Source organism: Mycolicibacterium brisbanense (assembly GCF_001570425.1).
In the GTDB taxonomy this organism is placed as follows: domain Bacteria; phylum Actinomycetota; class Actinomycetes; order Mycobacteriales; family Mycobacteriaceae; genus Mycobacterium; species Mycobacterium brisbanense.
The window spans coordinates 254,289-274,773 of the sequence record NZ_BCSX01000039.1 but is presented as its reverse complement, the minus strand read 5'-3'; the positions used below and the strand labels follow the sequence as shown (position 1 = coordinate 274,773).

The window sequence follows — 20,485 nt, the reverse complement described above, 5'->3', positions numbered from 1 at the left end:
GCCTATTTAAGCCCGGCTGCATCCATACCCCGCAACTCCTTTTTCAGATCGGCGACCTCGTCGCGGATGCGCGCGGCCAGTTCGAACTGCAGATCGCGCGCGGCAGTCATCATCTGCTCGGTCAGATCCTTGATGAGATCCGCCAGTTCGGCCCGCGGCATGTTCGACGTGTCGCGGCCCTCGACGATGCCCGCGCTGACCGCCCGGCCGGGCGCGCCTTGCGCGCGGCGTCCGCGAGACGCGTTGCGCCCGGAACCGCCGACCTCGACCGCCTCGGTGTCGTCCGCCTCGCGGTACACCTGGTCGAGGATGTCGGCGATCTTCTTGCGCAACGGCTTCGGATCGATGCCGTTGGTCTCGTTGTAGGCGATCTGCTTGGCCCGGCGCCGCTCGGTCTCGTCGATGGCCTCACGCATCGAGTCCGTGATCTTGTCGGCGTACATGTGCACCTCACCGGACACGTTGCGCGCCGCGCGGCCGATGGTCTGGATCAGGCTGCGGGTCGACCGCAGGAACCCTTCCTTGTCGGCGTCGAGAATCGACACCAGCGAGACCTCGGGAAGGTCGAGACCCTCGCGGAGCAGGTTGATGCCGACCAGCACGTCGTATTCGCCCAACCGCAGTTGGCGCAGCAGCTCGACGCGACGCAGGGTGTCGACCTCGGAGTGCAGGTAGCGCACCCGGATGCCGAGTTCCAGCAGATAGTCGGTGAGATCCTCGGCCATCTTCTTGGTCAGGGTGGTCACCAGCACACGCTCGTCGCGTTCGGTGCGAACGCGGATCTCGCCGATCAGGTCGTCGATCTGCCCCTTGGTGGGCTTGACGATCACCTTGGGATCCACCAACCCGGTCGGGCGGATGACCTGTTCGACGAACTCGCCGCCGGCCTGGCCGATCTCGTACGGGCCGGGGGTGGCCGACAGGTAGACGGTCTGACCGATCCGGCTGGCGAACTCCTCCCAGGTCAACGGACGGTTGTCCACCGCGGACGGGAGCCGGAAGCCGAAGTCGACCAGGTTGCGCTTGCGCGACATGTCGCCCTCGTACATGCCGCCGATCTGCGGGACGGTCACGTGGGACTCGTCGATGACCAGCAGGAAATCCTCGGGGAAGTAGTCGAGCAGCGTCGCCGGCGCGGAACCCGCCGGGCGGCCGTCGATGTGGCGCGAGTAGTTCTCGATACCCGAGCAGAAGCCGACCTGCTTCATCATCTCGACGTCGTAGTTGGTGCGCATCCGCAGCCGCTGCGCCTCCAGCAGCTTGCCCTGCCGCTCAAGTTCGGCCAGCCGCTCCTCCAGCTCCTCCTCGATGGTCGCGATGGCGCGAGCCATACGCTCGGGACCGGCGACGTAGTGGGTGGCCGGGAAGATCCGCAGGGAATCCACCTGGCGGACGATGTCACCGGTCAGCGGGTGCAGGTAGTAGAGCGCCTCGATCTCGTCGCCGAAGAACTCGATGCGGACCGCCAACTCTTCGTACGACGGGATGATCTCGACGGTGTCGCCACGCACCCGGAACGTCCCGCGGGTGAACGCCATGTCGTTGCGGTTGTACTGGACATCCACCAGCAGTCGCAGCAGACCGTCGCGGGGCACCTCTTCGCCAACGTTCAGCTCCACCGAGCGGTCGAGGTAGGACTGCGGGGTACCGAGGCCGTAGATGCAGGACACCGAGGCGACCACGACGACGTCGCGCCGCGAGAGCAGACTGGAGGTCGCCGAGTGCCGCAGGCGCTCGACATCGTCGTTGATCGAGCTGTCCTTCTCGATGTACGTGTCGGTCTGCGCGATGTACGCCTCGGGTTGGTAGTAGTCGTAATACGACACGAAGTACTCGACCGCGTTGTGCGGCAGCATCTCCCGAAGTTCGTTGGCCAGCTGCGCGGCGAGCGTCTTGTTCGGCGCCATCACCAAGGTGGGCCGTTGCAGCCGCTCGATGAGCCACGCAGTGGTCGCCGACTTGCCCGTACCGGTGGCACCGAGCAGCACCACATCGCGTTCGCCCGCTTCGATGCGTCGTTGCAGCTCGTCGATGGCGGCGGGCTGGTCGCCGGCCGGCTCGTACTCGCTGACCACCTCGAACCGGCCGCCGGTGCGGACCACTTCGTCGACAGCGCGATACTCCGAGTACGCAAGCACGGGATGTTCGGTCGCGAAGGCCATGTTCACCAGGGTAGGACTGACCTCCGACAACTTCCTGGGGTGTTCACTGCCCGCGTAGGCTGACCCCATCCATCCGCCCAAGCACGAGACATTCGACCTGGTCGCCCGCACGAACACTGACCCGAAAGGGATCGTGCGGGCCGTCGACGTGTACGCGGTCGAGCCGTGGGGCCTGTACCTCGCCCGCCCTACCCCGGGCCGCGCGCAGTTCCACTACCTGCAATCGTGGCTGCTGCCGCCGCTGGGGCTGCGGGCGACGATCTTCCACTTCAACCCCGGCCACGAGCGCGAGCAGGACTTCTACCTGGACGTCGGCCGGTTCACCGCGGGCGACACCAGGTGGTATTCGGAAGACCACTACCTCGACCTGGTCGTGCGCACCGGGATCGGCGTCGAGCTGGACGACGTCGACGAACTGATGACGGCAGTGCGCCACGGCCTGCTCAGCCCGGAGACCGCCGAGCAGGCGATCAAGACCGCCGCGGGTGCCATCGACGGCCTGGCCCGCAACGGCTACGACCTCGATCGGTGGCTTGCCGGCAACGGCATGGCCGTGACGTGGCCGACCTTGTAAGGTCGGCATTCATGAGCCCGACTAAGTACGCCGGGGTGACAGCTGCCGCACTGGCAGGACTGCTCTTCGGCGCGCAGTTGATTCCCGCCACTGCGGGAGCAGACCCCGACGCCCCACCCCAGCCGAGCGCGGTGCCGCAGCCGGACCAGCAACTGCACAACGCCACTTACAGGGCCAGGATCGACGGCGTGTCGCGCAACGCGATGGTCTCCTACAAGATCGACGACAACAACATCAACAGCGCCAACCCGACGATGCTGCCGGGACGGGTCTTCGAAGCCACCGGCGTGGTGTCCAACCCGCAGCTCGCCGGCATGACGGTGTCGATCGACTGGCCGTACTCGGCGAACCTGCACTGCGAGATCCTCGTCGACGACCAGATCGTCGCCCAGGCCGACACCTGGGTCGCGCCGAGGCTGACGCGTCCGCACGACGATCCGAACTACGGCAGCCTGGCGTGTGGTGCACCGCTGTCGAACGGCGCGAGTCCCGGGTCCGTCGACGCCGCGGTGCCCCCGCCGGCCGCCGTCGGGCCGCCGCCCGCCGCTTAGGGCTGCCAGCCGGTGGTGTCGGCCCAGAGCCAGGCCCGCTGGTAGGCATCCATGAACCACGGTTCTTTGGCCTCGGTGTAGTCCGGTGCGCCCATCGCCGCCCGCTTGATCTCGAGGTACTCCGGCTGCACCGCCGGATTGGCCTGCAGCCAATCGCGGAACAGCAACGCGAACCGCTGGTTGGGCCAACCGTCCACCCGCACATGCACGTTGGTGGGCCGGCCCGGATCAGCCGAGGCGTGAAAACGCTTGTGCCACATGGCCGGATCTTCCGCATGCGGCCGAGAATGCGGATTGTCGTGCGTGATCGACGCGATCCGCGGGTAGCCCGCGGCCAGCAGCGGCTCCTCGAGTTCGTCGGCGACCTCGATGGCCGCCACCGTGATCTGGATGTCGATGACATCCTTGGCGTCCATGCCCGGCACCGCTGTCGAGCCGATGTGATCGATGCGCAGCGCGCGGTGCCCACAGGCCGTGTTGAGGCGGGCGATGATGCGGCGCGCGTGGTCGGGCCAGGTCGGGTCATAGGGCACGACCTTCGGCGCGAGGTGGGCAGGTCGACGCGCCTGCAGATTGTGCGCGAACGGCAGGATGCGCTCGTGCCAGAGGCCGCGGGCCTGTTCGACGAGCGCACCCGCGGATCCGGAATTGTCCAGCCAGACGTCGGCCACCGCACGGCGCTGCTCCTCGGTGGCCTGCGCCGCGACGCGGGCCCGGGCATCCTGCTCGCTGAACCCGCGGTATTCGATGAGCCGCTTCACCCGCGTCTCGACGTCGGCGTTGACGATCACCACCAGCGGGAACATCGGCGCCATCTGGGACTCCACCAGCAGCGGAATGTCCTCGACGATCACGGCGTCCTCGGCCGCCGCGGCGATCAGCTCCGACCGTCGGTGCGCCACCAGCGGATGCACGATGCCGTTCAACCTCGCACGCTTCTCGTCGTCGCTGAAAGCCACCGCCGCCAGCGCAGGCCGGTTCAGCGCGCCGTCCGGCAGCAGGATGGCGTCCCCGAACGCGTCGACCAGCTTGGCCAGTCCCTCGGTTCCGGGCTCGACCACCTCCCGCGCAATGACATCGCCATCGACGACGATGCCGCCGAGATCTGCGAATGTGGCCGACACCGTTGACTTTCCGGCGCCGATCCCGCCGGTCAACCCGATACGAAGCACGCCCAACAGTGTGTCAGTTGCCCAAAACGAAGAACGCCCCGGCCCAAAGGGGCCGGGGCGTTCTTTGCCAGATTACTTAGGCGTTGCCCGCGAGCTTCTCGCGCAGCGCGGCGAGCTGGGCATCGCTGGCCAGCGTACCGCCGGTCGACTCCTCCGAGCGCGACGAACCATTGGACACCGGGGCACTGGCGGCCTCGGCCTCCGCAGCGGCGAACTTCTCCATCTGCGTGGTGTGCATCTTGTGGCGGCGCTCGGCCTCGGCGTACCGGGCCTCCCACTCGTCACGCTGCTTCTCGAAGCCCTCGAGCCATTCGTTGCTCTCGGCGTCGAAGCCCTCGGGGAAGATGTAGTTGCCCTGCTCGTCGTAGCTGTCGGCCATGCCGTACTTCGACGGGTCGAACTCCTCGGTGTAGTCCTCGTTGGCCTGCTTGAGGCTCAGCGAGATCCGGCGACGCTCCAGGTCGATGTCGATGACCTTGACCATCGCGTCGTCGCCGACCTGGACCACCTGGTCCGGGACCTCGACGTGGCGCTCGGACAGCTCCGAGATGTGCACCAGACCCTCGATGCCCTCCTCGACGCGGACGAACGCACCGAACGGCACCAGCTTGGTGACCTTGCCCGGCACGATCTGGCCGATCGCGTGGGTACGGGCGAAGTGGCGCCACGGGTCTTCCTGAGTCGCCTTGAGCGACAACGAAACCCGCTCGCGGTCCATGTCGACGTCGAGCACCTCGACGGTGACCTCGTCGCCCACCTGAACCACCTCGGACGGGTGATCGATGTGCTTCCAGGACAGCTCGGAGACGTGCACCAGACCGTCGACGCCGCCGAGATCGACGAACGCGCCGAAGTTGACGATCGAGGACACGACACCCTTGCGGATGGCGCCCTTGGTGAGCTGGTTGAGGAACTCGCTGCGCACCTCGGACTGGGTCTGCTCCAGCCAGGCGCGGCGGCTCAGCACCACGTTGTTGCGGTTCTTGTCCAGCTCGATGATCTTGGCCTCGATCTCCTTGCCGATGTACGGCTGCAGATCGCGGACGCGACGCATCTCGACGAGCGATGCGGGCAGGAAGCCACGCAGGCCGATGTCGAGGATCAGGCCGCCCTTGACGACCTCGATGACGGTGCCCTTGACGGCCTCGTCCTTCTCCTTGAGCTCCTCGATGGTGCCCCAGGCGCGCTCGTACTGAGCCCGCTTCTTGGACAGGATCAGGCGGCCTTCCTTGTCCTCCTTGGTGAGAACGAGGGCCTCGACCTCATCGCCCACGGAAACGACCTCGTTGGGGTCGACATCGTGCTTGATGGAGAGTTCGCGGGAAGGAATGACACCTTCGGTCTTGTAGCCGATGTCGAGCAGGACCTCGTCACGGTCAACCTTGACGATGGTTCCCTCGACGATGTCGCCATCGTTGAAGTATTTGATGGTTTTGTCGATGGCGGCGAGAAAGTCCTCAGCCGAGCCGATGTCGTTGACGGCTACTTGGGGCGAGGTGACGGAGGGACTTGGCATGTGGTGGGTTGCTCCGGACAGGTTTACTCGTAGGGACAGTTGAACAATTGATATTGATGACCGGTGGGTGCGGACAAACTGCGCACACAGGTACTTAACGAGAGTACTCGACTGGGCACACGCAGGACAAACCCGGTCCGCGCGGAACCCCGCCGTTACCCTTCGATCGTGGCGTACTCCCCGATGCAGTTCCCACCCCCCTCCCCTGCACCGATGCCCCCGGCATGGCCGTGGCTTCCGGTCACCGGGCCCATGCCGCGACCGATCCGCAAAGTGGGGGCGCCGCTGGGTGTGCTCATCGCATTCGGCGTGCTCATCGGCCTGCTGGTGTTGTTGTTCACGGTGATCAACCCCGTGGGCGCCATCGTCGGTTTCGTATTGTCCACCGCGACCATGACCCTGGTGGTGTTCGCATACCTGTGGCTGGACCGCTGGGAGCCCGAGCCGCCGCGGCTGCTGCTGATGGCCTTCGGGTGGGGCGCGTCGATCGCCGTGCTGATCTCGCTGGTGGTGGGCCTGATCGGGGATTCGGTGCTGGCTCCCGGGACTTTCCTGCCCGAGAGCGTCGACTCGACGGCCATCCGGGCCCCGTTCATCGAAGAGGCCGCCAAAGGCGCATTCCTGCTGCTCATGATGACCGGCCGACGCCGCAACGAGCTCAATTCGCTCACGGACTGCCTGGTCTACGCGGGGCTCGTCGGGGTGGGATTCGCCTGGTTGGAAGACATTATGTACATCGCCAACGCGGACTCACTGGCCGGCTCGCTGGTCACGGCCGCGATGCGGCTGATCATGGGCCCGTTTGCGCATCCGCTGTTCACCACGATGACCGCTATCGGTGTGTACTTCGCCCTGCAGCAGCGCTCGTTGCTCCTCAAGTTCTGCTGCATCCTGGCCGGATATCTCGGCGCGGTGGTCATGCACGGCCTGTGGAACGGCTCGTCGCTGCTCGGCGTGGGCACCTACTTCATCGTCTACGTGGTCTGGATGGTGCCGATCTTCGCACTGATGATCGCCGTCGCCATCGCCAGCCGCCGCCGCGAGCAGCACCTGGTCGCCGCCAAACTGCCCGGCATGGTCGCCGCAGGCTTGATCACCGACAACGAGGCGACCTGGCTGGGGTCGCTGCGCACCCGCAGAGGCGCGATCAACGAGGCGACACGCGCCGGCGGCCGCCCGGCGGGCAAGGCAGTGGCCCGATTCGCCGCCTCCGTCGTCGAGCTGGCATTCGTGCGCGACCGCATCGACCGCGGATTCGGCGACCAACGGGTCTACGCCCTGCTCAACGAAGAGGTCTACGCCGTCGCATCGGCCCGGTCCGCCGCGCCGATCCTGGGCTGGCTGGCCAACTACCGGGCCGCCTGACCAGGGGCACCGCCCGAGACCTGCTTGCTCAAGGGCGTCCGGACCTCCGCGCCGCTTGGGAGCATCGACCACACGACGTGGACAGAAAACCTCGCGCTATACAGTGCCGCCCGCTATACCCAACAAGCAGGTCGGCGACGGATCGCGGTCGTGACAGAAAAGGCGAATGACCACCAGGAAGCTCGATGATGGCGGCATCAAGCCTGTCCCTTGCGACCCGCTGCGACCACTCCGGACACAACAACTTGTCATCGCGACAAACGACGTAAGTGCTGCAGACCGCAGGGAATCGAGTCAAGGGCAGCGGTGACCCCTGAGGCGTCAAGGCTTGCGGGCGAAGGCGATCAAAGGCAGCACTCGCCGTCCGGTCGCCGCAATCGTGAAACATCACCTGCTTTGCGATGTCGGCATCAACCCATGTCGATCGGGTCTGCTCGTGATCCATAGCCACGCCCTGCTGCCAGAGCGGATCAAGCATGCCCGGGTCGGCAAGCAACTGATCCGAAAGGCTCTGGCCAAGCGATGGGACCACGCCACACAGGTACACCACATGTCGCACGGGCCGCCGGTCGGCGACAAGCGGCACCGTGTGAGCCCCCATCGAATGGCCAACGAGCACCACATCGTCATCGCAGCGCGTGAGCGACTCACACACCACATCCGCATAGGTATCGAAACTGGCCGACGCGTCCTCGCAGGGCAGATCCACCGCGACGACTGCATGGCCGGCCTGCTCAAGAAGTGGTGTCACCAACTCCCAACACCAGGCCCCGAGCCAGGCACCATGGACCAGCGCGAACGTCGCCACGCCGTGAGCGTACGACCGATCAATGCCGTGAACTGCGGAAACGAACAGAAGACCCTCTCCGGTCGAAGCGACCCTGTTTCGGCCACTCAGCGCCTCGGCGAGGTAATCACTTGCGCTGGTCAGCGATACTTTCCCCATGGTCGCCCACATACTCGACGTCTTGCCGGCGTTCGTGGTCGCGTCGGTGATCCTCGCCGCGCTGCCCGGGCCGGCGACGGTCCTCTTTCTGCATCGCTCGGTGCGTGACGGTCGGACGGCTGGCCTGGCGGCAGTGGTCGGCAACGAGATCGGGATCTTCGGCTGGACGTTGGCCGGCGGCGCCGGCCTGTCGATGCTGCTGACGGCCAACAAAATGCTGTCGCTGGCTCTGCACGTCATCGGGGCCGCCGTTCTGGTCTGGCTAGGGATCAGCGCGTGGCGCAGCGCAACGCATCCGGCGGACATCGAGTTGCCGCTGCCGCCGCGCGGGCGGACTCCGGGCGCGGCGTTTCGCGCGGCGCTGGTGTCGATCGCTGCCAATCCGAAGGCGGCGGCCTTCGGCATCGTGGTGCTCCCGCAGTTTCTCCCCGCGACCGGCCCGGTGCTGCCGACTTTGCTGGTGCTGGCCGTCATCCAGCTGGTGGTGGACACGGCATGGTGTGTCGGTGTCGTGCTGGCCGCCCATCGAGCACGAAACATCCTGAACCGCAGCCACATTCGTCGCCGCATCGAACGAGCGGTGGGCGCCGCGCTGGTGGTGCTGGGTGTCGGTCTGGGGGCCGACGCGCGCTAGTGAGCGGCCCCAGCTGTTTCGCCGCTAGTGCGCCGCGGCGTCCCAGCTGCGGCCATAACCCACCGACACCTCCAACGGCACATCCAGCGGGTAGGCATTGCCCATGTGCTCGCGCACCAGCGCCTCGAGCGCATCGCGCTCGCCGTCGACGACCTCGAACAACAATTCGTCGTGCACCTGCAGCAGCATGCGGGATGCGAGCCCGGCCGCCTTGATGGCCTTGTCGACGTTGATCATCGCGACCTTGATGATGTCGGCCGCACTGCCCTGGATGGGTGCGTTGAGTGCGGCTCGCTCAGCGGCCTCGCGCACGTTGCGGTTGCTGCTGTCCAGCTCGGGCAGATAGCGCCTGCGGCCGAACACCGTCGAGGTGTAGCCGTCCTTGCGGGCCTGGTCCACGACGTCGCGGAGATAGTCCCGGATACCGCCGAACCGTGCGAAGTACTGCTCCATCTGGAGCTTGGCCTCTTCGGTGGAGATCTTGAGCTGGCTGGCCAGGCCGTAGGCGCTCAACCCGTACGCCAGGCCGTAGGACATCGCTTTGACCCGTCGGCGCAGCTCAGGGGTGACCTCGTCGATGGGCACGTCGAACGCGCGTGACGCGACGAACGAATGCAGATCCTCACCGGTGTTGAACGCTTCGATCAGGCCTTCGTCGCGGGAGAGGTGAGCCATGATGCGCATTTCGATCTGGCTGTAATCAGCCGTCATCAGCTCGGCGTAACCGTCACCGACGACGAACGCGTCCCGGATGCGCCGGCCGGCCTCCGTGCGGATCGGGATGTTCTGCAAGTTGGGCTCGGTGGACGAGAGCCGGCCGGTGGCGGCGATGGTCTGGTTGAACGTGGTGTGGATCCGGCCGTCGGATGCGACCGAATTCAGCAGCCCGTCGACGGTCACCTTGAGCCGGGTGGCATCGCGGTGGGTCAGCATGTGCTGCAGGAACGGGTGCCCGGTCTTGTCGAACAGCGACTGCAACGCGTCGGCGTCGGTGGTGTAGCCGGTCTTGGTGCGCTTGGTCTTGGGCATCTCCAGCTCGTCGAACAGCACAACCTGCAGCTGCTTGGGCGAGCCGAGGTTGATCTGCTTACCGATCACCGCGTAGGCGGCTTCGGCGGCGTCGCGGATCTGATCGGCGAAATCGCTCTGCAGTTCCTTGAGATGGTCGCTGTCGACCGCAATGCCGGTCTGCTCCATCTCGGCGAGCACCCTTTGCACGGGCAGTTCCATCTGGCCGAGCAGTGACGAGGAGTCGATGCGGGCCAGTTCCTCGTCGAGCGCATCGGCGAGATCACCGACCGCCGAGGCCCGCAGCAGCAGGGTCTGCACGGCCTGCTCGTCGACGCCCTCGGTGTCGTCGAGCAGCGAAAGCTGTTGCTGTTCGGTGTCTTCGGCGCGCAGTTCGCGTTTGAGGTAACGCAACGACAGGTCGTCGAGCGCGAAGCTGCGCTGCCCGGGCCGCACCAGGTACGCCGCGAGCGCGGTGTCGGAGGTGACGCCCTCGAGTTTCCAGCCGCGCCCGGCGACATCGTGCATGGCGAGCTTGGCTTCGTGCAGCGCCTTCGGCGGCCCCGGATCGGCCAGCCACGACGCGAGGGCGGCCTCGTCGTCGGGAGTCAACGTCGCGGTGTCGAGATAGCAGCCTTCCCCGTCGGCCGACGCGATGGCCAGCGCGGTGGCGTCGGAGTCGAAGGCCTTGTGGGTGCCGACCACCGCCAGACCGAAGCGTCGTCCGTTGCTGTGCTCGGCGAGCCAGGCCGCCAGCTCACCGGGCGCGAGGACTCCGCCGCGCACCTCGAAGCCGGCCTCGACCTCGGGATCGGCGGAGCTGAGGGTGTCGAACAGCCGGTCCCGGAGCACACGGAACTCCAGGTCGTCGAACAGCCGATGGATCTGGTCGCGGTCCCACGGCAGCATCCGCAGCGTGTCCGGTGTCTGCGCCAGCGGCACGTTCTTGACCAGTTCGGTCAGCTCACGGTTGAGGATGACGTGGGAAAGGTTGGCGCGCAACGCGTCCCCGACCTTGCCCTTGACCTTGTCGACGTTGTCGACCAGCGCCTGCAACGACCCGTGCTCGAGGATCCACTTGGTGGCGGTCTTCTCCCCCACACCCGGGATGCCGGGCAGGTTGTCGCTCGGGTCGCCGCGCAGTGCGGCAAAGTCGGGGTACTGGGTGGGGGTCAATCCGTATTTGGCGACGACAGCGTCCGGGGTGAACCGGGTCAGCTCACTGACCCCCTTGACGGGATACAGCACGGTGACGTCGTCGCTGACCAACTGCAAGGAGTCACGGTCACCGGTGACCACGAGCACCCGGTAACCGGCGTCCTGCGCCTGGGTGGCCAGCGTGGCGATGATGTCGTCGGCCTCGAAGCCCTCCTCGGAGAGCACGGTGATGCCGAGTGCGTTGAGCACTTCTTTGGTGATGTCGATCTGACCGCGGAACTCGTCGGGCGTGGCCGACCGCCCTTCCTTGTACTCCGGGTACTTGTCCTTGCGGAAGGTCTTGCGGGAGACATCGAAGGCGGCGGCGATATGGCTGGGCTGCTCATCGCGCAGCAGGTTGATCAGCATGGCGGTGAAGCCGTACACCGCGTTGGTGGTGAGCCCACCCTGGGTCTTGAAATTCTCGGCGGGCAGGGCGTAGAACGCGCGGAACGCCAGCGAGTTGCCGTCCAGCAGCATCAACGTGGGCTTGTCGGTCGACACAGGCGGGGCATCAGTCGCGGTAGGGCTCACGGTCCTAACTCTATGCACCGCCTCCGACGAGTTCGGCGGCCATCTCGATCAACGCCCGCGCGGCCGGGCTGATCGGCCCGGTCGCACGCCAGGCCAGCACCAATCGGCCGCGCAGTTCGGGCCGGATCGCGATGGCGTGGACATCGGTGCGTTCGCGCGCCACCGACCCCGGCACGATGGCCACACCCAGCCCGCGAGCGGCGAGGTCGGCGAGCGCGTCGGGCGTGGCAGCCTCGAACACCACATGCGGCGTGACCCCCGCCGCCGCGCAGGCCCGGTCGAACTGCCGTCGGATGCCGCCGCCGGCGGGCAGTGCGATGAGCGGGCGCTGCACGAGCGCGGCGAGGGAGACCGTGCGGCGCGTCGCCCAGGGATCGGTGCGGCCCACCACGGCCTCGATGGGCTGGTCGGTCGTGGTGGCGACGGAAAGCCCGTCGGGCACCTCGTCGGAACCGATCGCCGTGATCGCGACGTCGAACCTGCCGCTGCGGACACCGTCGATCAGCGCGTCCGAGGTGTCGGTGGACAACGTGATCTCGACCGCGGGGTACGCCTGGTGGTATTGCGCGAGCAGCTGGGGCATGTCGACGTTGTGGGCCGTCACGGTGCCGATGGTCACCGAACCTCGGACCAGCTGGGCGAGTTCGTCGACCGCGGTCCTGGCCTGACGGACCGCCTCGAGCGCGGCCCGTGCGTAGGGCAGCACCGCCTCCCCCGCCGCGGTGAGCCGGACCTCGCGCCGGGACCGGTCCAGTAGGGGCTGGCCCAATTCCCGCTCCAGTCGGGCGATTTGGGCGCTGACCGCGGGCTGGGCGACGTGCACCCGCTGCGCGGCACGGGTGAAGTTCGCCTCCTCGGTGACGGCGACGAAGTACTCCAGCTGTCGCAGTTCCATAACCTTTGATTATAGTTTGTGTAGTCAGTTGGTATTGGACGTATAACTGCTGCTCGACGCAGGCTTGAGACATGAACATCGTCATCGCCGGGGCCGGTATCGGCGGCCTCACCACTGCATTGACCCTGCACGCCCGCGGCATCGGCGTCACCGTCGTGGAATCGGCGCGCGAACTCGCCCCGCTCGGCGTCGGGATCAATCTGCTGCCGCACGCCGTCCGCGAGCTGCACGAACTCGGCCTGGGTGAAGCGCTGCAGAACATCTCGGCAACGCCGGCGGTCATCGACTTCTACACCTCCGACGGCACCCTGCTGTTCCGGGAACCCCGCGGAATCGAAGGCGGATACGGCTACCCACAATGCTCGGTGCACCGCGGCAAGCTGCAGATGCTGCTGCTCGGAGCCGTGACCGACCGGCTCGGGCCCGATGCGGTGCGGACCGGCGCGGGCGTCGCGGACTTCACCGAATCCTCGACCGGGGTTCGCGTGCAGACCCGGGCCGGGGACTTCACCGGCGAGGTGTTCGTGGGCGCAGACGGCGTGCATTCGATGGTGCGACGCGTACTGCATCCCGGCCCCGATCCCCTCATATGGTCAGGAGTGCGGATGTTCCGCGGCGCGAGTCACATGCCGCCGTTCCTCGACGGACGCACGATGGCCATCGTCAAGGGCCCCGGCGGAGTCGAACTGGTCACCTACCCGATCGGCGGCGATCTGGTGAACTGGGTGCTGCAGGTCAGCGAATCCGAGCCCGGTCCACTGCCCGGCGACGCGAACTGGAACGCCCCGACCGATCCCGCGGCCGTGGCCGCCCACATGTCCGGATGGCGGCTGGACTGGCTGGACCCCGCTGCCCTGGTGGCCCGATCGGACGCGGTCTTCGAGTATCCGATGGTCGACCGAGAGCCGTTGTCCCACTGGGGTACTCGACGGGTCACCCTGCTCGGTGATGCGGCCCACCCGATGTATCCCGTCGGCGCCAACGGTGGGTCGCAGGCCATCCTCGACGCCCGGGCGCTCGCCGACGAGTTGGCCGCGGGCCACGGCGTGGCCGGCTACGAGGCGCGGCGCGTCCCCGAAACCGCTGCGGTGGTGCGGGCAAACCGGGAGATGCACGCAGGCGACTCCACAGAGTTGGCCCGGGTGACGGCCGACTACCGCCGAAACACGTTCGCGGACAGGAGTTCCCGATGACCACGTTCGTTCTGGTGCCCGGCGCTTGCCACGGCGGCTGGTGCTTCGACGACCTCGCCAGTGCGCTGCGTGGCGCGGGCCACCGGGTGCTGGCCCTGACGCTCACCGGCATCGCCGAACGCGCGCACCTGCTGCACGCAGGCGTCAACCTCGACACCCACATCGCCGACGTCCTCGCAGAATTCGACGCCCACCGCATCACCGACGCGGTGCTGGTGGGACACAGCTACGGCGGCATGGTGATCACCGCGGTCGCCGGCCGCATCCCCGAGCGGATGAGCGCACTGGTCTACCTGGACGCGTTCGTGCCGCGCGACGGCGAATCCTGCTGGACACTGACCAACGACGATCAGCGAAAGTGGTATACCGGGGTGGACGCCACCGGATACGGCGTACCCCCGCTGCCGTTTTTCGACGACCGTGCTACCGCGCACCCACTCGCGTCATTGATGCAGCCGGTCCGGCTCGGCGACGAGCCGCCCGGCATCCGGCGCGTGTACGTGCGTGCGGAGAACTGGCCGACGGAGTCGCCGTTCGCCCCGACTTACGCGCGGCTGCGCACCGATGCCGCGTGGACGACGTACTCGCTCGACGGTGCCCACAACCTCATGCGGGACAACCACAATGATCTGGTACGGATCCTGCGTGACGCAGCCGGTGAGCGATGACGTCCGGCTCCGTGCTGATCGCGCCGACGTGCCCGTCCGGCCGAACCAGGACGTAAGAGCCGACAGGCACGTCATAGTCGGGGCCGGGACTGACGTGGACGCTGGGAACGCCGAAATCTGTTGCGGATTCCCCGAAGTCGAGCACAGTCCAGTGCGGACCACGGAAAACGTCGAACAGCCGCCGGCCGTCGGACAGCAGGCCGTCGGGCGCTCGGTCACCGACCCGCAGTGTGCCGGACACATCGTCGGAATCGGCCAGCGGACCGCCCCGGTAGCTGATGTCCAACTGGTGGATGGCCGCCGGCGCGGACCCGGCGGAGCCGAACCCCTGCCGGTGCAACGCGCCACTGAGACGCAGCACGTCGGCGGCAACCGGCATGCGTTCAGCCTCATAGCTGTCCAACAGCTGATCGGGCGCCCCGGCCAGCACCGCAGCCAGCTTCCAGCCCAGGTTGTAGGCGTCCTGCACACCGGTGTTGACACCCTGTCCCCCGGCCGGTGAATGGACGTGGGCGGCATCACCGGCCAGAAACACCCGGCCCATCCGGAAGCGTTGTGCCATCAGCAGATTGACACGGTAGAGCGAGATCCACCGCAGGTCTGAGAGCACCACGTCGCGTCGTCCCGAGCGTTCATCGAGCACTGTCTGCATGCCGTGCAGCGTCAGCGCGGGCGGCTCCTCGCCGGGAGCCATGGTGACCACCAGCTGGTAGTGCTCGCTACCCGGCAGGTTCCACAACGAGAACCGCTTGGATTGATCGCCGTCACGCGTCAGCAGGTGACAGCACCGGCCGTCAAGGCCGGTGGCCCGCACGTCACCGACCACGATGCGCTCTTCGGTCAGCGCACCACCGAGGAATTCGACACCCGAGACCTTGCGCATCGTGCTGCGGCCGCCGTCGGCACCGACGAGATAGTCGCCCCGGATCGGTCCGCGGTTCGTCTGGACAGTAACCGCGTCGTCGTCTTGCGCGAAACCCGTTACCTCCGTGTCGAATTCGATGTTCCCACCGAGCTCGGCGAACCGCGCCGCGAGGATCTGGTCGGTGCGCCACTGCGGTATGAGCCACGTGAACGGATAGGGCACCGCCGGCGTGGGCTCCAGCTCGGGCAGCCCCAGCAGCTCGTAGATGGGCTTCTCCCAGACCACGTCCACGCCACGGTAGAGCCGCATGGGCGGAAACGCCTCCCCGGCGGCCAGCACCGCACCGATCACCCCGAGGTCGTCAAAGACCTCCAACGTGCGCGGCTGCAGCCCCTTGCCTCGCGAGCCCGGGAACAGCGTCGCTGCTTTGTCCAGCACCCGGCACGGCACACCGCGCCGGGCCAGATCGACGGCCAACGTCAGTCCGGTCGGGCCGGCGCCGGCGATCACGACGGTCATCGCCCGTCACCCCCGAGCAGGACGAGCAGCACGTCGTCGACGAGCCGTGCGCTGAACGCGGCGTCGACGGGCCGGTTCAGGTGAACCTGACGCAGGATCATGGCCTCGGCCACGTCGTGGATCAGCTCGACGTCGGTATCGGGGGCGATGTCGCCGCGGGTGATGGCTCGTTGCAGGGCATCGTGAAACGGTGAGAGTTCTTCTTTGTCGAGATGCTCGCGGATGGCCTGTGCCAGTTGTTCGTCGTGGCGCATGAGCGTCGCCAACTCGGCCGTCACCCGTGTGAGTGGGTCGGCCACGTTCTCGGCGATGCCGTCCATCACGGCGAACAGGTCACTGCGCAGCTGCCCGGTATCGGGCACCGCCGCGTTGCGGGCGGCGTCGGCAGCGTCCAGCGTGGCCCGGACCAGCTGGGCCTTGTTCGGCCACCGGCGGTAGATGGTGGCCTTGCTGGCACCCGCACGCGTCGCCACGGCATCGATCGTCAGCGCCTGATATCCCCGTTCCACCAGCAACTCGGCCGTCGCGGCCAACACGGCCTGCTCACGCTCCATACCTCGAACCATGCCCGAAGCGTACGAAACAGTTTCGTACTGTTCAACCGATTAACGGGTCCGTCCACTCAAACTGCAACACGTTTCAGTTTCTCCCTCCGATTCGGTTACGCTGAGCCCCGTGCCAGCAGCAACCACGCAACCCGCGATCGACGGTTGGTTCACCACCGACGACGCCGGTGTCACTCATCTCATCGGCGGCAAGTGCACGAAGTGCGCCACCTATGTGTTCCCGCCGCGGGAGAACAACTGTCCCAATCCCGCGTGCGACAGCGACACGCTCGCCCTGGTGCCGCTGTCCCGCCGCGGGAAGGTGTGGAGCTACACCGAGAACCGCTACCTGCCGCCGTCGCCGTATCCCAAAACCGATCCGTTCGAGCCGTTCGCGATCGCCGCGGTCGAGCTGGCCGACGAAGGCCTGATCGTGTTGGGCAAGGTCGTCGAGGGCACGCTGGCCGCCGACCTGCAGGTCGGGATGGAGATGGAGCTGACCACCATGCCGCTCTACACCGACGACGAGGGCGTCGAGCGCACCACCTACGCCTGGGAGGTCGCAAAGTGAGCGCACCCGAACCGCTGTACATCCTCGGCGCGGGCATGCATCCGTGGGGCAAGTGGGGACGCGACTTCACCGAGTACGGCGTCGTCGCCGCTCGCGCGGCCCTGGCCGAGGCCGGCCTGGACTGGCGTCAGATTCAGCTGGTGGCAGGCGCCGACACCATCCGCAACGGCTACCCCGGGTTTATCGCCGGGTCGACGTTCGCCCAGAAGCTCGGTTGGAACGGCGTGCCGGTGTCGTCGTCGTACGCGGCGTGCGCCAGTGGTTCGCAAGCCCTGCAGAGCGCCCGCGCCCACATCCTGGCCGGTTTCTGCGATGTCGCACTGGTGATCGGCGCCGACACCACGCCCAAGGGGGCGTTCGCTCCGGTCGGCGGGGAGCGCAAGAATGACCCGGACTGGCAGCGTTTCCACCTCATCGGCGCGATGAACCCGGTGTACTTCGCCCTGCTGGCGCGGCGGCGCATGGACCTCTACGGCGCAACCGCCGAGGACTTCGCGCAGGTGAAGGTCAAGAACTCACGCCACGGCCTGCAGAACCCGAATGCCCGCTACCGCAAGGAAACTGCGGTCGAGGATGTGCTGGCCAGCCCGGTGGTCTCCGATCCACTGCGCCAGCTCGACATCTGCGCAACCTCTGACGGTGCGGCCGCGCTGATCGTGGCTTCGAAGTCGTTCGCGGAGAAGCACCTTGGTTCCGTGGAAGGTGTCCCGTCGGTGCGGGCCATCTCGACCGTGACCCCGCGCTACCCGCAGCATCTGCCCGAATTGCCGGACATCGCAACGGATTCCACCGCTGTCGTGGCGGCGCCCGAGCGGGTGTTCAAGGATCAGATCCTCGACGCGGCATACGCCGAGGCGGGCATCGGACCCGAGGATGTCAGCCTCGCCGAGGTGTACGACCTGTCGACGGCACTCGAGCTGGACTGGTACGAGCACCTGGGCCTGTGCGCCAAAGGTGAAGGCGAGCAGCTGTTGCGGTCCGGCGCCACGACCATCGGCGGGCGGGTTCCCGTCAACCCGTCGGGCGGGCTGGCATGTTTCGGTGAGGCCATCCCGGCCCAGGCCATCGCGCAGGTGTGCGAGCTCACCTGGCAGCTGCGCGGCACCGCGACGGGCAGGCAGGTCGAGGGCGCGAAGGTCGGCGTCACCGCCAACCAGGGCCTGTTCGGCCACGGCTCGTCGGTCATCGTCGCGCGGTAGGTTTTTTGCGTCGTTTGCGCGAGCGTGCGTGTCTGTTGCTCGACACGCCGCCGCGCACCGGCATTTTGTGCACACTCCCGCAACGATGACGGCGTGAGCGAAACCGTCGTCGTCCGCGTCAAGCCGGGCAGCCGCAAGGGACCGCTGGTGGAACGCGGCGGCGACGGAGCGCTGACCATCTACGTGCAAGAGCGTGCCGTCGACGGCAAGGCCAACGAAGCTGTCTCGAAACTGCTTGCCCAACATCTTGGTGTGCCGCGTAGCCGCGTGGAGTTGGTCTCCGGAGCGACGGCACGGCTCAAGCGTCAGCTGAGGCCTGACGAGCGTGCGCATAATGCTGCTGAAACACGGCGTGTCGGGCAGCAGACACGCACGCTCGCGCAAACGAAACAACGGACTAGTGGTGGGCGGCCCTGGCAGGGGTGTGCTCGCAGGCGGCAGGCGGAGTCGGCGGAACGTCGAGCGAGGGGTTGCGGTCGAAGAAGCCGTAGGGCTTGAGCCAGAACGACACGATGTCGACCGGCATGATCGGCCAGTCCTCGGGGCGCGTGATGTGGTGGATGCCGAAGACATACCACAGCACCACATCGGTGTTCTCGATCGACCGGTTGGCCTTCGTCCACTCCGCAATCCCGGTGTCGGCCGCCGACTGGTTGACGAACTCGCCTGCCGGCCAACGCTCTTCGGGACTGTTCGGCGTGACCCACAGGGTGTGCCCGATGACGGTCGCGCGCTGGAAGACCGGTGACGCCGGATCGAACATCGCCGGAAACGCCCCGGTGGGAACGAGTTTGTAGGACGGATGGGTACCCAGGCCGTTGGTGACGTTGGTGTTCACCACCTTCCAGGCCCGCTGCGTGGCGAAGTTGGTGTCCTGCTTGCCCTCTTCCTCGGTGCGCAGCGGCTGGTTACGGGTCACCAGCGACAGTCCGAGCGGGTTGTCCGGGCCCATCGGTTCGGCGTACGACTCGGTCATGTACACCGTGTTGTCGCTGCCGTCGATGTCGAGATCCAGTCGGGCGATGAGGAAGTGCTGGTGGTACGGCGCGTAGGTGCGCTCGTCGACCAGGGTGCCATTGGGATGCGGCTGGCCGGGGGCCACCGGCGTGGTCACCATGATTCCGGTCGCGCGGACCTCGCACTCGATGTTGCCGTCCTGGTAGAACCGCCAGTACACCAGGTATTCGTAGTTGGCGACCGTGACGTGTGACGACACCGTGAGCCTGCGCATGCGGCGCACCTGTGCGCCGGAGTCGTGGTCGACGTGCTTCCACAGCACCGCATTGTCTTCCTCGTGGATGCACACGGCGTTCTTGATGGTGTACGGCTCACCCTTGCTGTTGTGCAACACCGCATCGAGGTAACGGATCTCACCGAGGCAGTCGCAACCCAATTCCAGCGAGGTGGTCATGAAACCGAGACCCCACTCGCCGATGTCGAACGCGGTGCGCCGGTAGTGGTCCACCGACGGGTCGCGGTAGGGCACCACCATCTCCGCGAACGACATCCGGTGCGCCACCGACCGTTCCGTGCCGCCGTCGCGGTAGCGCACGGTGTGCAGCGTCATCCCCTCGCGGTGGTTGAATCCCACCCGCAACGACCAGTTCTGCCACGTGAGCAGATTGCCGTCGAGCGTGAACGACGGACCTTCCGGCTGGGTGATGTTCAGCGGTTTCAACGGCTCGCGCGTGGACGCCGCACGAATGCGCTCGGGGATGTGCCGGGGTGCGTATTCGCCCATCACAGCGGGCTTTTCGCTGCTGCCGTCATCCTCGATGCGCAGCAGCTCCATGGTGTTGAGGTCGATCACGCAGTGCAGGCCGCTGACCGGATGTGCGTAGGGATTGGCGCCTTCGGACTCCTTGTACCACGTGTCCGACCAGCCGATGCGGCGGTCACGGAACTCCTGCGGGGCCACGGCATCCCCGTACGTCCAGGTGTCCATGAACACGTTGTCCATGTTGGTGATACCCCGCTTGGCCAACGCGGCGATCACATCGGGGTGGTTGCGCAATACCGCGTCGCACTCGGTGAACTCGTCGACGGTGAAGTTGGCCTGTACTCCCGGGACATGGTCGAACGACTCGACGTTGTCGTCGGTCAGCGAGACCACCGACTTGTAGGTCGCGTTCTTGGCCCGGTTCAGACAGATCGCCACGGCACGTCGCGGTGGCGTGGACCCTCCATTGTCGAACTCCGCCAGCTCTGCCTTCGACGGCTCGATGAGCTCCACCGATGCGATGCGCCAGCCGTCGCCCACACCATGTTCACGCCGCAATATCGCTGCCGCCGCGGTGAACTCGTCGGCGGACAGCGGATCCAGGGGGTAACTCACGCGACCACGGAACCACATTGGGCACCATGTGCGCAG

17 protein-coding genes and 1 pseudogene are annotated in these 20,485 nt (G+C 66.8%); 9 read left to right on the top strand and 9 right to left on the bottom strand.

Annotation, left to right across the window (positions count from 1 at the left end; translation table 11 throughout):
• Window positions 1–2 precede the first annotated feature (2 nt).
• On the bottom strand, window positions 3–2,162 hold the full coding sequence (gene uvrB / locus RMCB_RS22240; protein ID WP_062830548.1) for an excinuclease ABC subunit UvrB: 2,160 nt from the start codon (window positions 2,160–2,162) through the stop codon (window positions 3–5).
• A gap of 67 nt (window positions 2,163–2,229) precedes the next feature.
• Between uvrB and RMCB_RS22235 the strand changes: the two genes are divergently transcribed.
• Both RMCB_RS22235 and RMCB_RS22230 read left to right on the top strand, forming a co-directional pair.
• Entirely contained in the window at window positions 2,230–2,736 is a 507-nt protein-coding gene (locus RMCB_RS22235; RefSeq protein WP_201028334.1) for a ribonuclease FAU-1 family protein, read from the top strand.
• 11 nt (window positions 2,737–2,747) lie between these two features.
• Complete coding sequence (locus tag RMCB_RS22230) at window positions 2,748–3,287, top strand: hypothetical protein (protein WP_062830490.1); 540 nt, start codon at window positions 2,748–2,750, stop codon at window positions 3,285–3,287.
• On the opposite strand, the gene coaE is transcribed toward RMCB_RS22230, so the two are convergent.
• Both coaE and rpsA read right to left on the bottom strand, forming a co-directional pair.
• Window positions 3,284–4,459 carry a dephospho-CoA kinase gene (coaE, locus tag RMCB_RS22225; RefSeq protein WP_062830489.1) on the bottom strand — a complete coding sequence of 392 codons (1,176 nt, stop codon included), beginning with the start codon at window positions 4,457–4,459 and terminating at the stop codon, window positions 3,284–3,286. The genes RMCB_RS22230 and coaE overlap by 4 nt on opposite strands.
• Window positions 4,460–4,535: 76 nt before the next feature.
• The gene (gene rpsA, locus RMCB_RS22220; protein WP_029373057.1) at window positions 4,536–5,975 is read right to left on the bottom strand and encodes a 30S ribosomal protein S1; all 1,440 of its coding nucleotides are present in this window, start codon (window positions 5,973–5,975) and stop codon (window positions 4,536–4,538) included.
• A gap of 111 nt (window positions 5,976–6,086) precedes the next feature.
• On the opposite strand from rpsA, the gene RMCB_RS22215 reads away from it, so the two are divergent.
• Entirely contained in the window at window positions 6,087–7,340 is a 1,254-nt protein-coding gene (locus tag RMCB_RS22215; protein WP_407662137.1) for a PrsW family intramembrane metalloprotease, read from the top strand.
• 28 nt (window positions 7,341–7,368) lie between these two features.
• On the opposite strand, the gene RMCB_RS22210 is transcribed toward RMCB_RS22215, so the two are convergent.
• Window positions 7,369–8,286: an alpha/beta fold hydrolase gene (locus tag RMCB_RS22210; RefSeq protein ID WP_165606308.1), complete on the bottom strand. Its 918-nt coding sequence runs from the start codon at window positions 8,284–8,286 to the stop codon at window positions 7,369–7,371.
• Here RMCB_RS22210 and RMCB_RS22205 point away from each other — a divergent pair.
• Window positions 8,285–8,920: a LysE family translocator gene (locus tag RMCB_RS22205; RefSeq protein WP_062830486.1), complete on the top strand. Its 636-nt coding sequence runs from the start codon at window positions 8,285–8,287 to the stop codon at window positions 8,918–8,920. The two genes, RMCB_RS22210 and RMCB_RS22205, sit on opposite strands and share 2 nt — an antisense overlap.
• Window positions 8,921–8,944: 24 nt before the next feature.
• On the opposite strand, the gene polA is transcribed toward RMCB_RS22205, so the two are convergent.
• Complete coding sequence (gene polA, locus RMCB_RS22200; RefSeq protein WP_234792213.1) at window positions 8,945–11,605, bottom strand: DNA polymerase I; 2,661 nt, start codon at window positions 11,603–11,605, stop codon at window positions 8,945–8,947.
• Between the two features lie 64 nt (window positions 11,606–11,669).
• Entirely contained in the window at window positions 11,670–12,554 is an 885-nt protein-coding gene (locus tag RMCB_RS22195) for a LysR substrate-binding domain-containing protein (protein ID WP_062830484.1), read from the bottom strand.
• Window positions 12,555–12,625: 71 nt separating this feature from the next.
• Between RMCB_RS22195 and RMCB_RS22190 the strand changes: the two genes are divergently transcribed.
• Window positions 12,626–13,747: an FAD-dependent monooxygenase gene (locus RMCB_RS22190; protein ID WP_062830483.1), complete on the top strand. Its 1,122-nt coding sequence runs from the start codon at window positions 12,626–12,628 to the stop codon at window positions 13,745–13,747.
• Window positions 13,744–14,415 carry an alpha/beta fold hydrolase gene (locus RMCB_RS22185; protein WP_062830482.1) on the top strand — a complete coding sequence of 224 codons (672 nt, stop codon included), beginning with the start codon at window positions 13,744–13,746 and terminating at the stop codon, window positions 14,413–14,415. The genes RMCB_RS22190 and RMCB_RS22185 overlap by 4 nt, the downstream gene beginning before the upstream one ends.
• On the opposite strand, the gene RMCB_RS22180 is transcribed toward RMCB_RS22185, so the two are convergent.
• Together RMCB_RS22180 and RMCB_RS22175 are read right to left on the bottom strand one after the other, a co-directional pair.
• Entirely contained in the window at window positions 14,354–15,799 is a 1,446-nt protein-coding gene (locus tag RMCB_RS22180; RefSeq protein ID WP_062830481.1) for an FAD-dependent monooxygenase, read from the bottom strand. The two genes, RMCB_RS22185 and RMCB_RS22180, sit on opposite strands and share 62 nt — an antisense overlap.
• Window positions 15,796–16,365 (bottom strand): TetR/AcrR family transcriptional regulator, encoded by a 570-nt coding sequence (locus RMCB_RS22175; protein ID WP_029373048.1) that lies wholly within the window; start codon window positions 16,363–16,365, stop codon window positions 15,796–15,798. Before RMCB_RS22175 ends, RMCB_RS22180 begins: the two co-directional genes overlap by 4 nt.
• 109 nt (window positions 16,366–16,474) lie before the next feature.
• On the opposite strand from RMCB_RS22175, the gene RMCB_RS22170 reads away from it, so the two are divergent.
• From RMCB_RS22170 to RMCB_RS22160, 3 genes and pseudogenes are all read left to right on the top strand, one after another.
• Complete coding sequence (locus RMCB_RS22170) at window positions 16,475–16,915, top strand: Zn-ribbon domain-containing OB-fold protein (RefSeq protein WP_062830480.1); 441 nt, start codon at window positions 16,475–16,477, stop codon at window positions 16,913–16,915.
• On the top strand, window positions 16,912–18,114 hold the full coding sequence (locus RMCB_RS22165) for a lipid-transfer protein (protein ID WP_072278524.1): 1,203 nt from the start codon (window positions 16,912–16,914) through the stop codon (window positions 18,112–18,114). Before RMCB_RS22170 ends, RMCB_RS22165 begins: the two co-directional genes overlap by 4 nt.
• Window positions 18,115–18,207: 93 nt before the next feature.
• Window positions 18,208–18,420: pseudogene (locus RMCB_RS22160) on the top strand (DUF167 domain-containing protein); the annotation flags it as partial.
• A gap of 91 nt (window positions 18,421–18,511) precedes the next feature.
• Here RMCB_RS22160 and RMCB_RS22155 read toward each other — a convergent pair.
• Window positions 18,512–20,467: a primary-amine oxidase gene (locus RMCB_RS22155; RefSeq protein WP_062830479.1), complete on the bottom strand. Its 1,956-nt coding sequence runs from the start codon at window positions 20,465–20,467 to the stop codon at window positions 18,512–18,514.
• Between the last annotated feature and the right edge of the window lie 18 nt (window positions 20,468–20,485).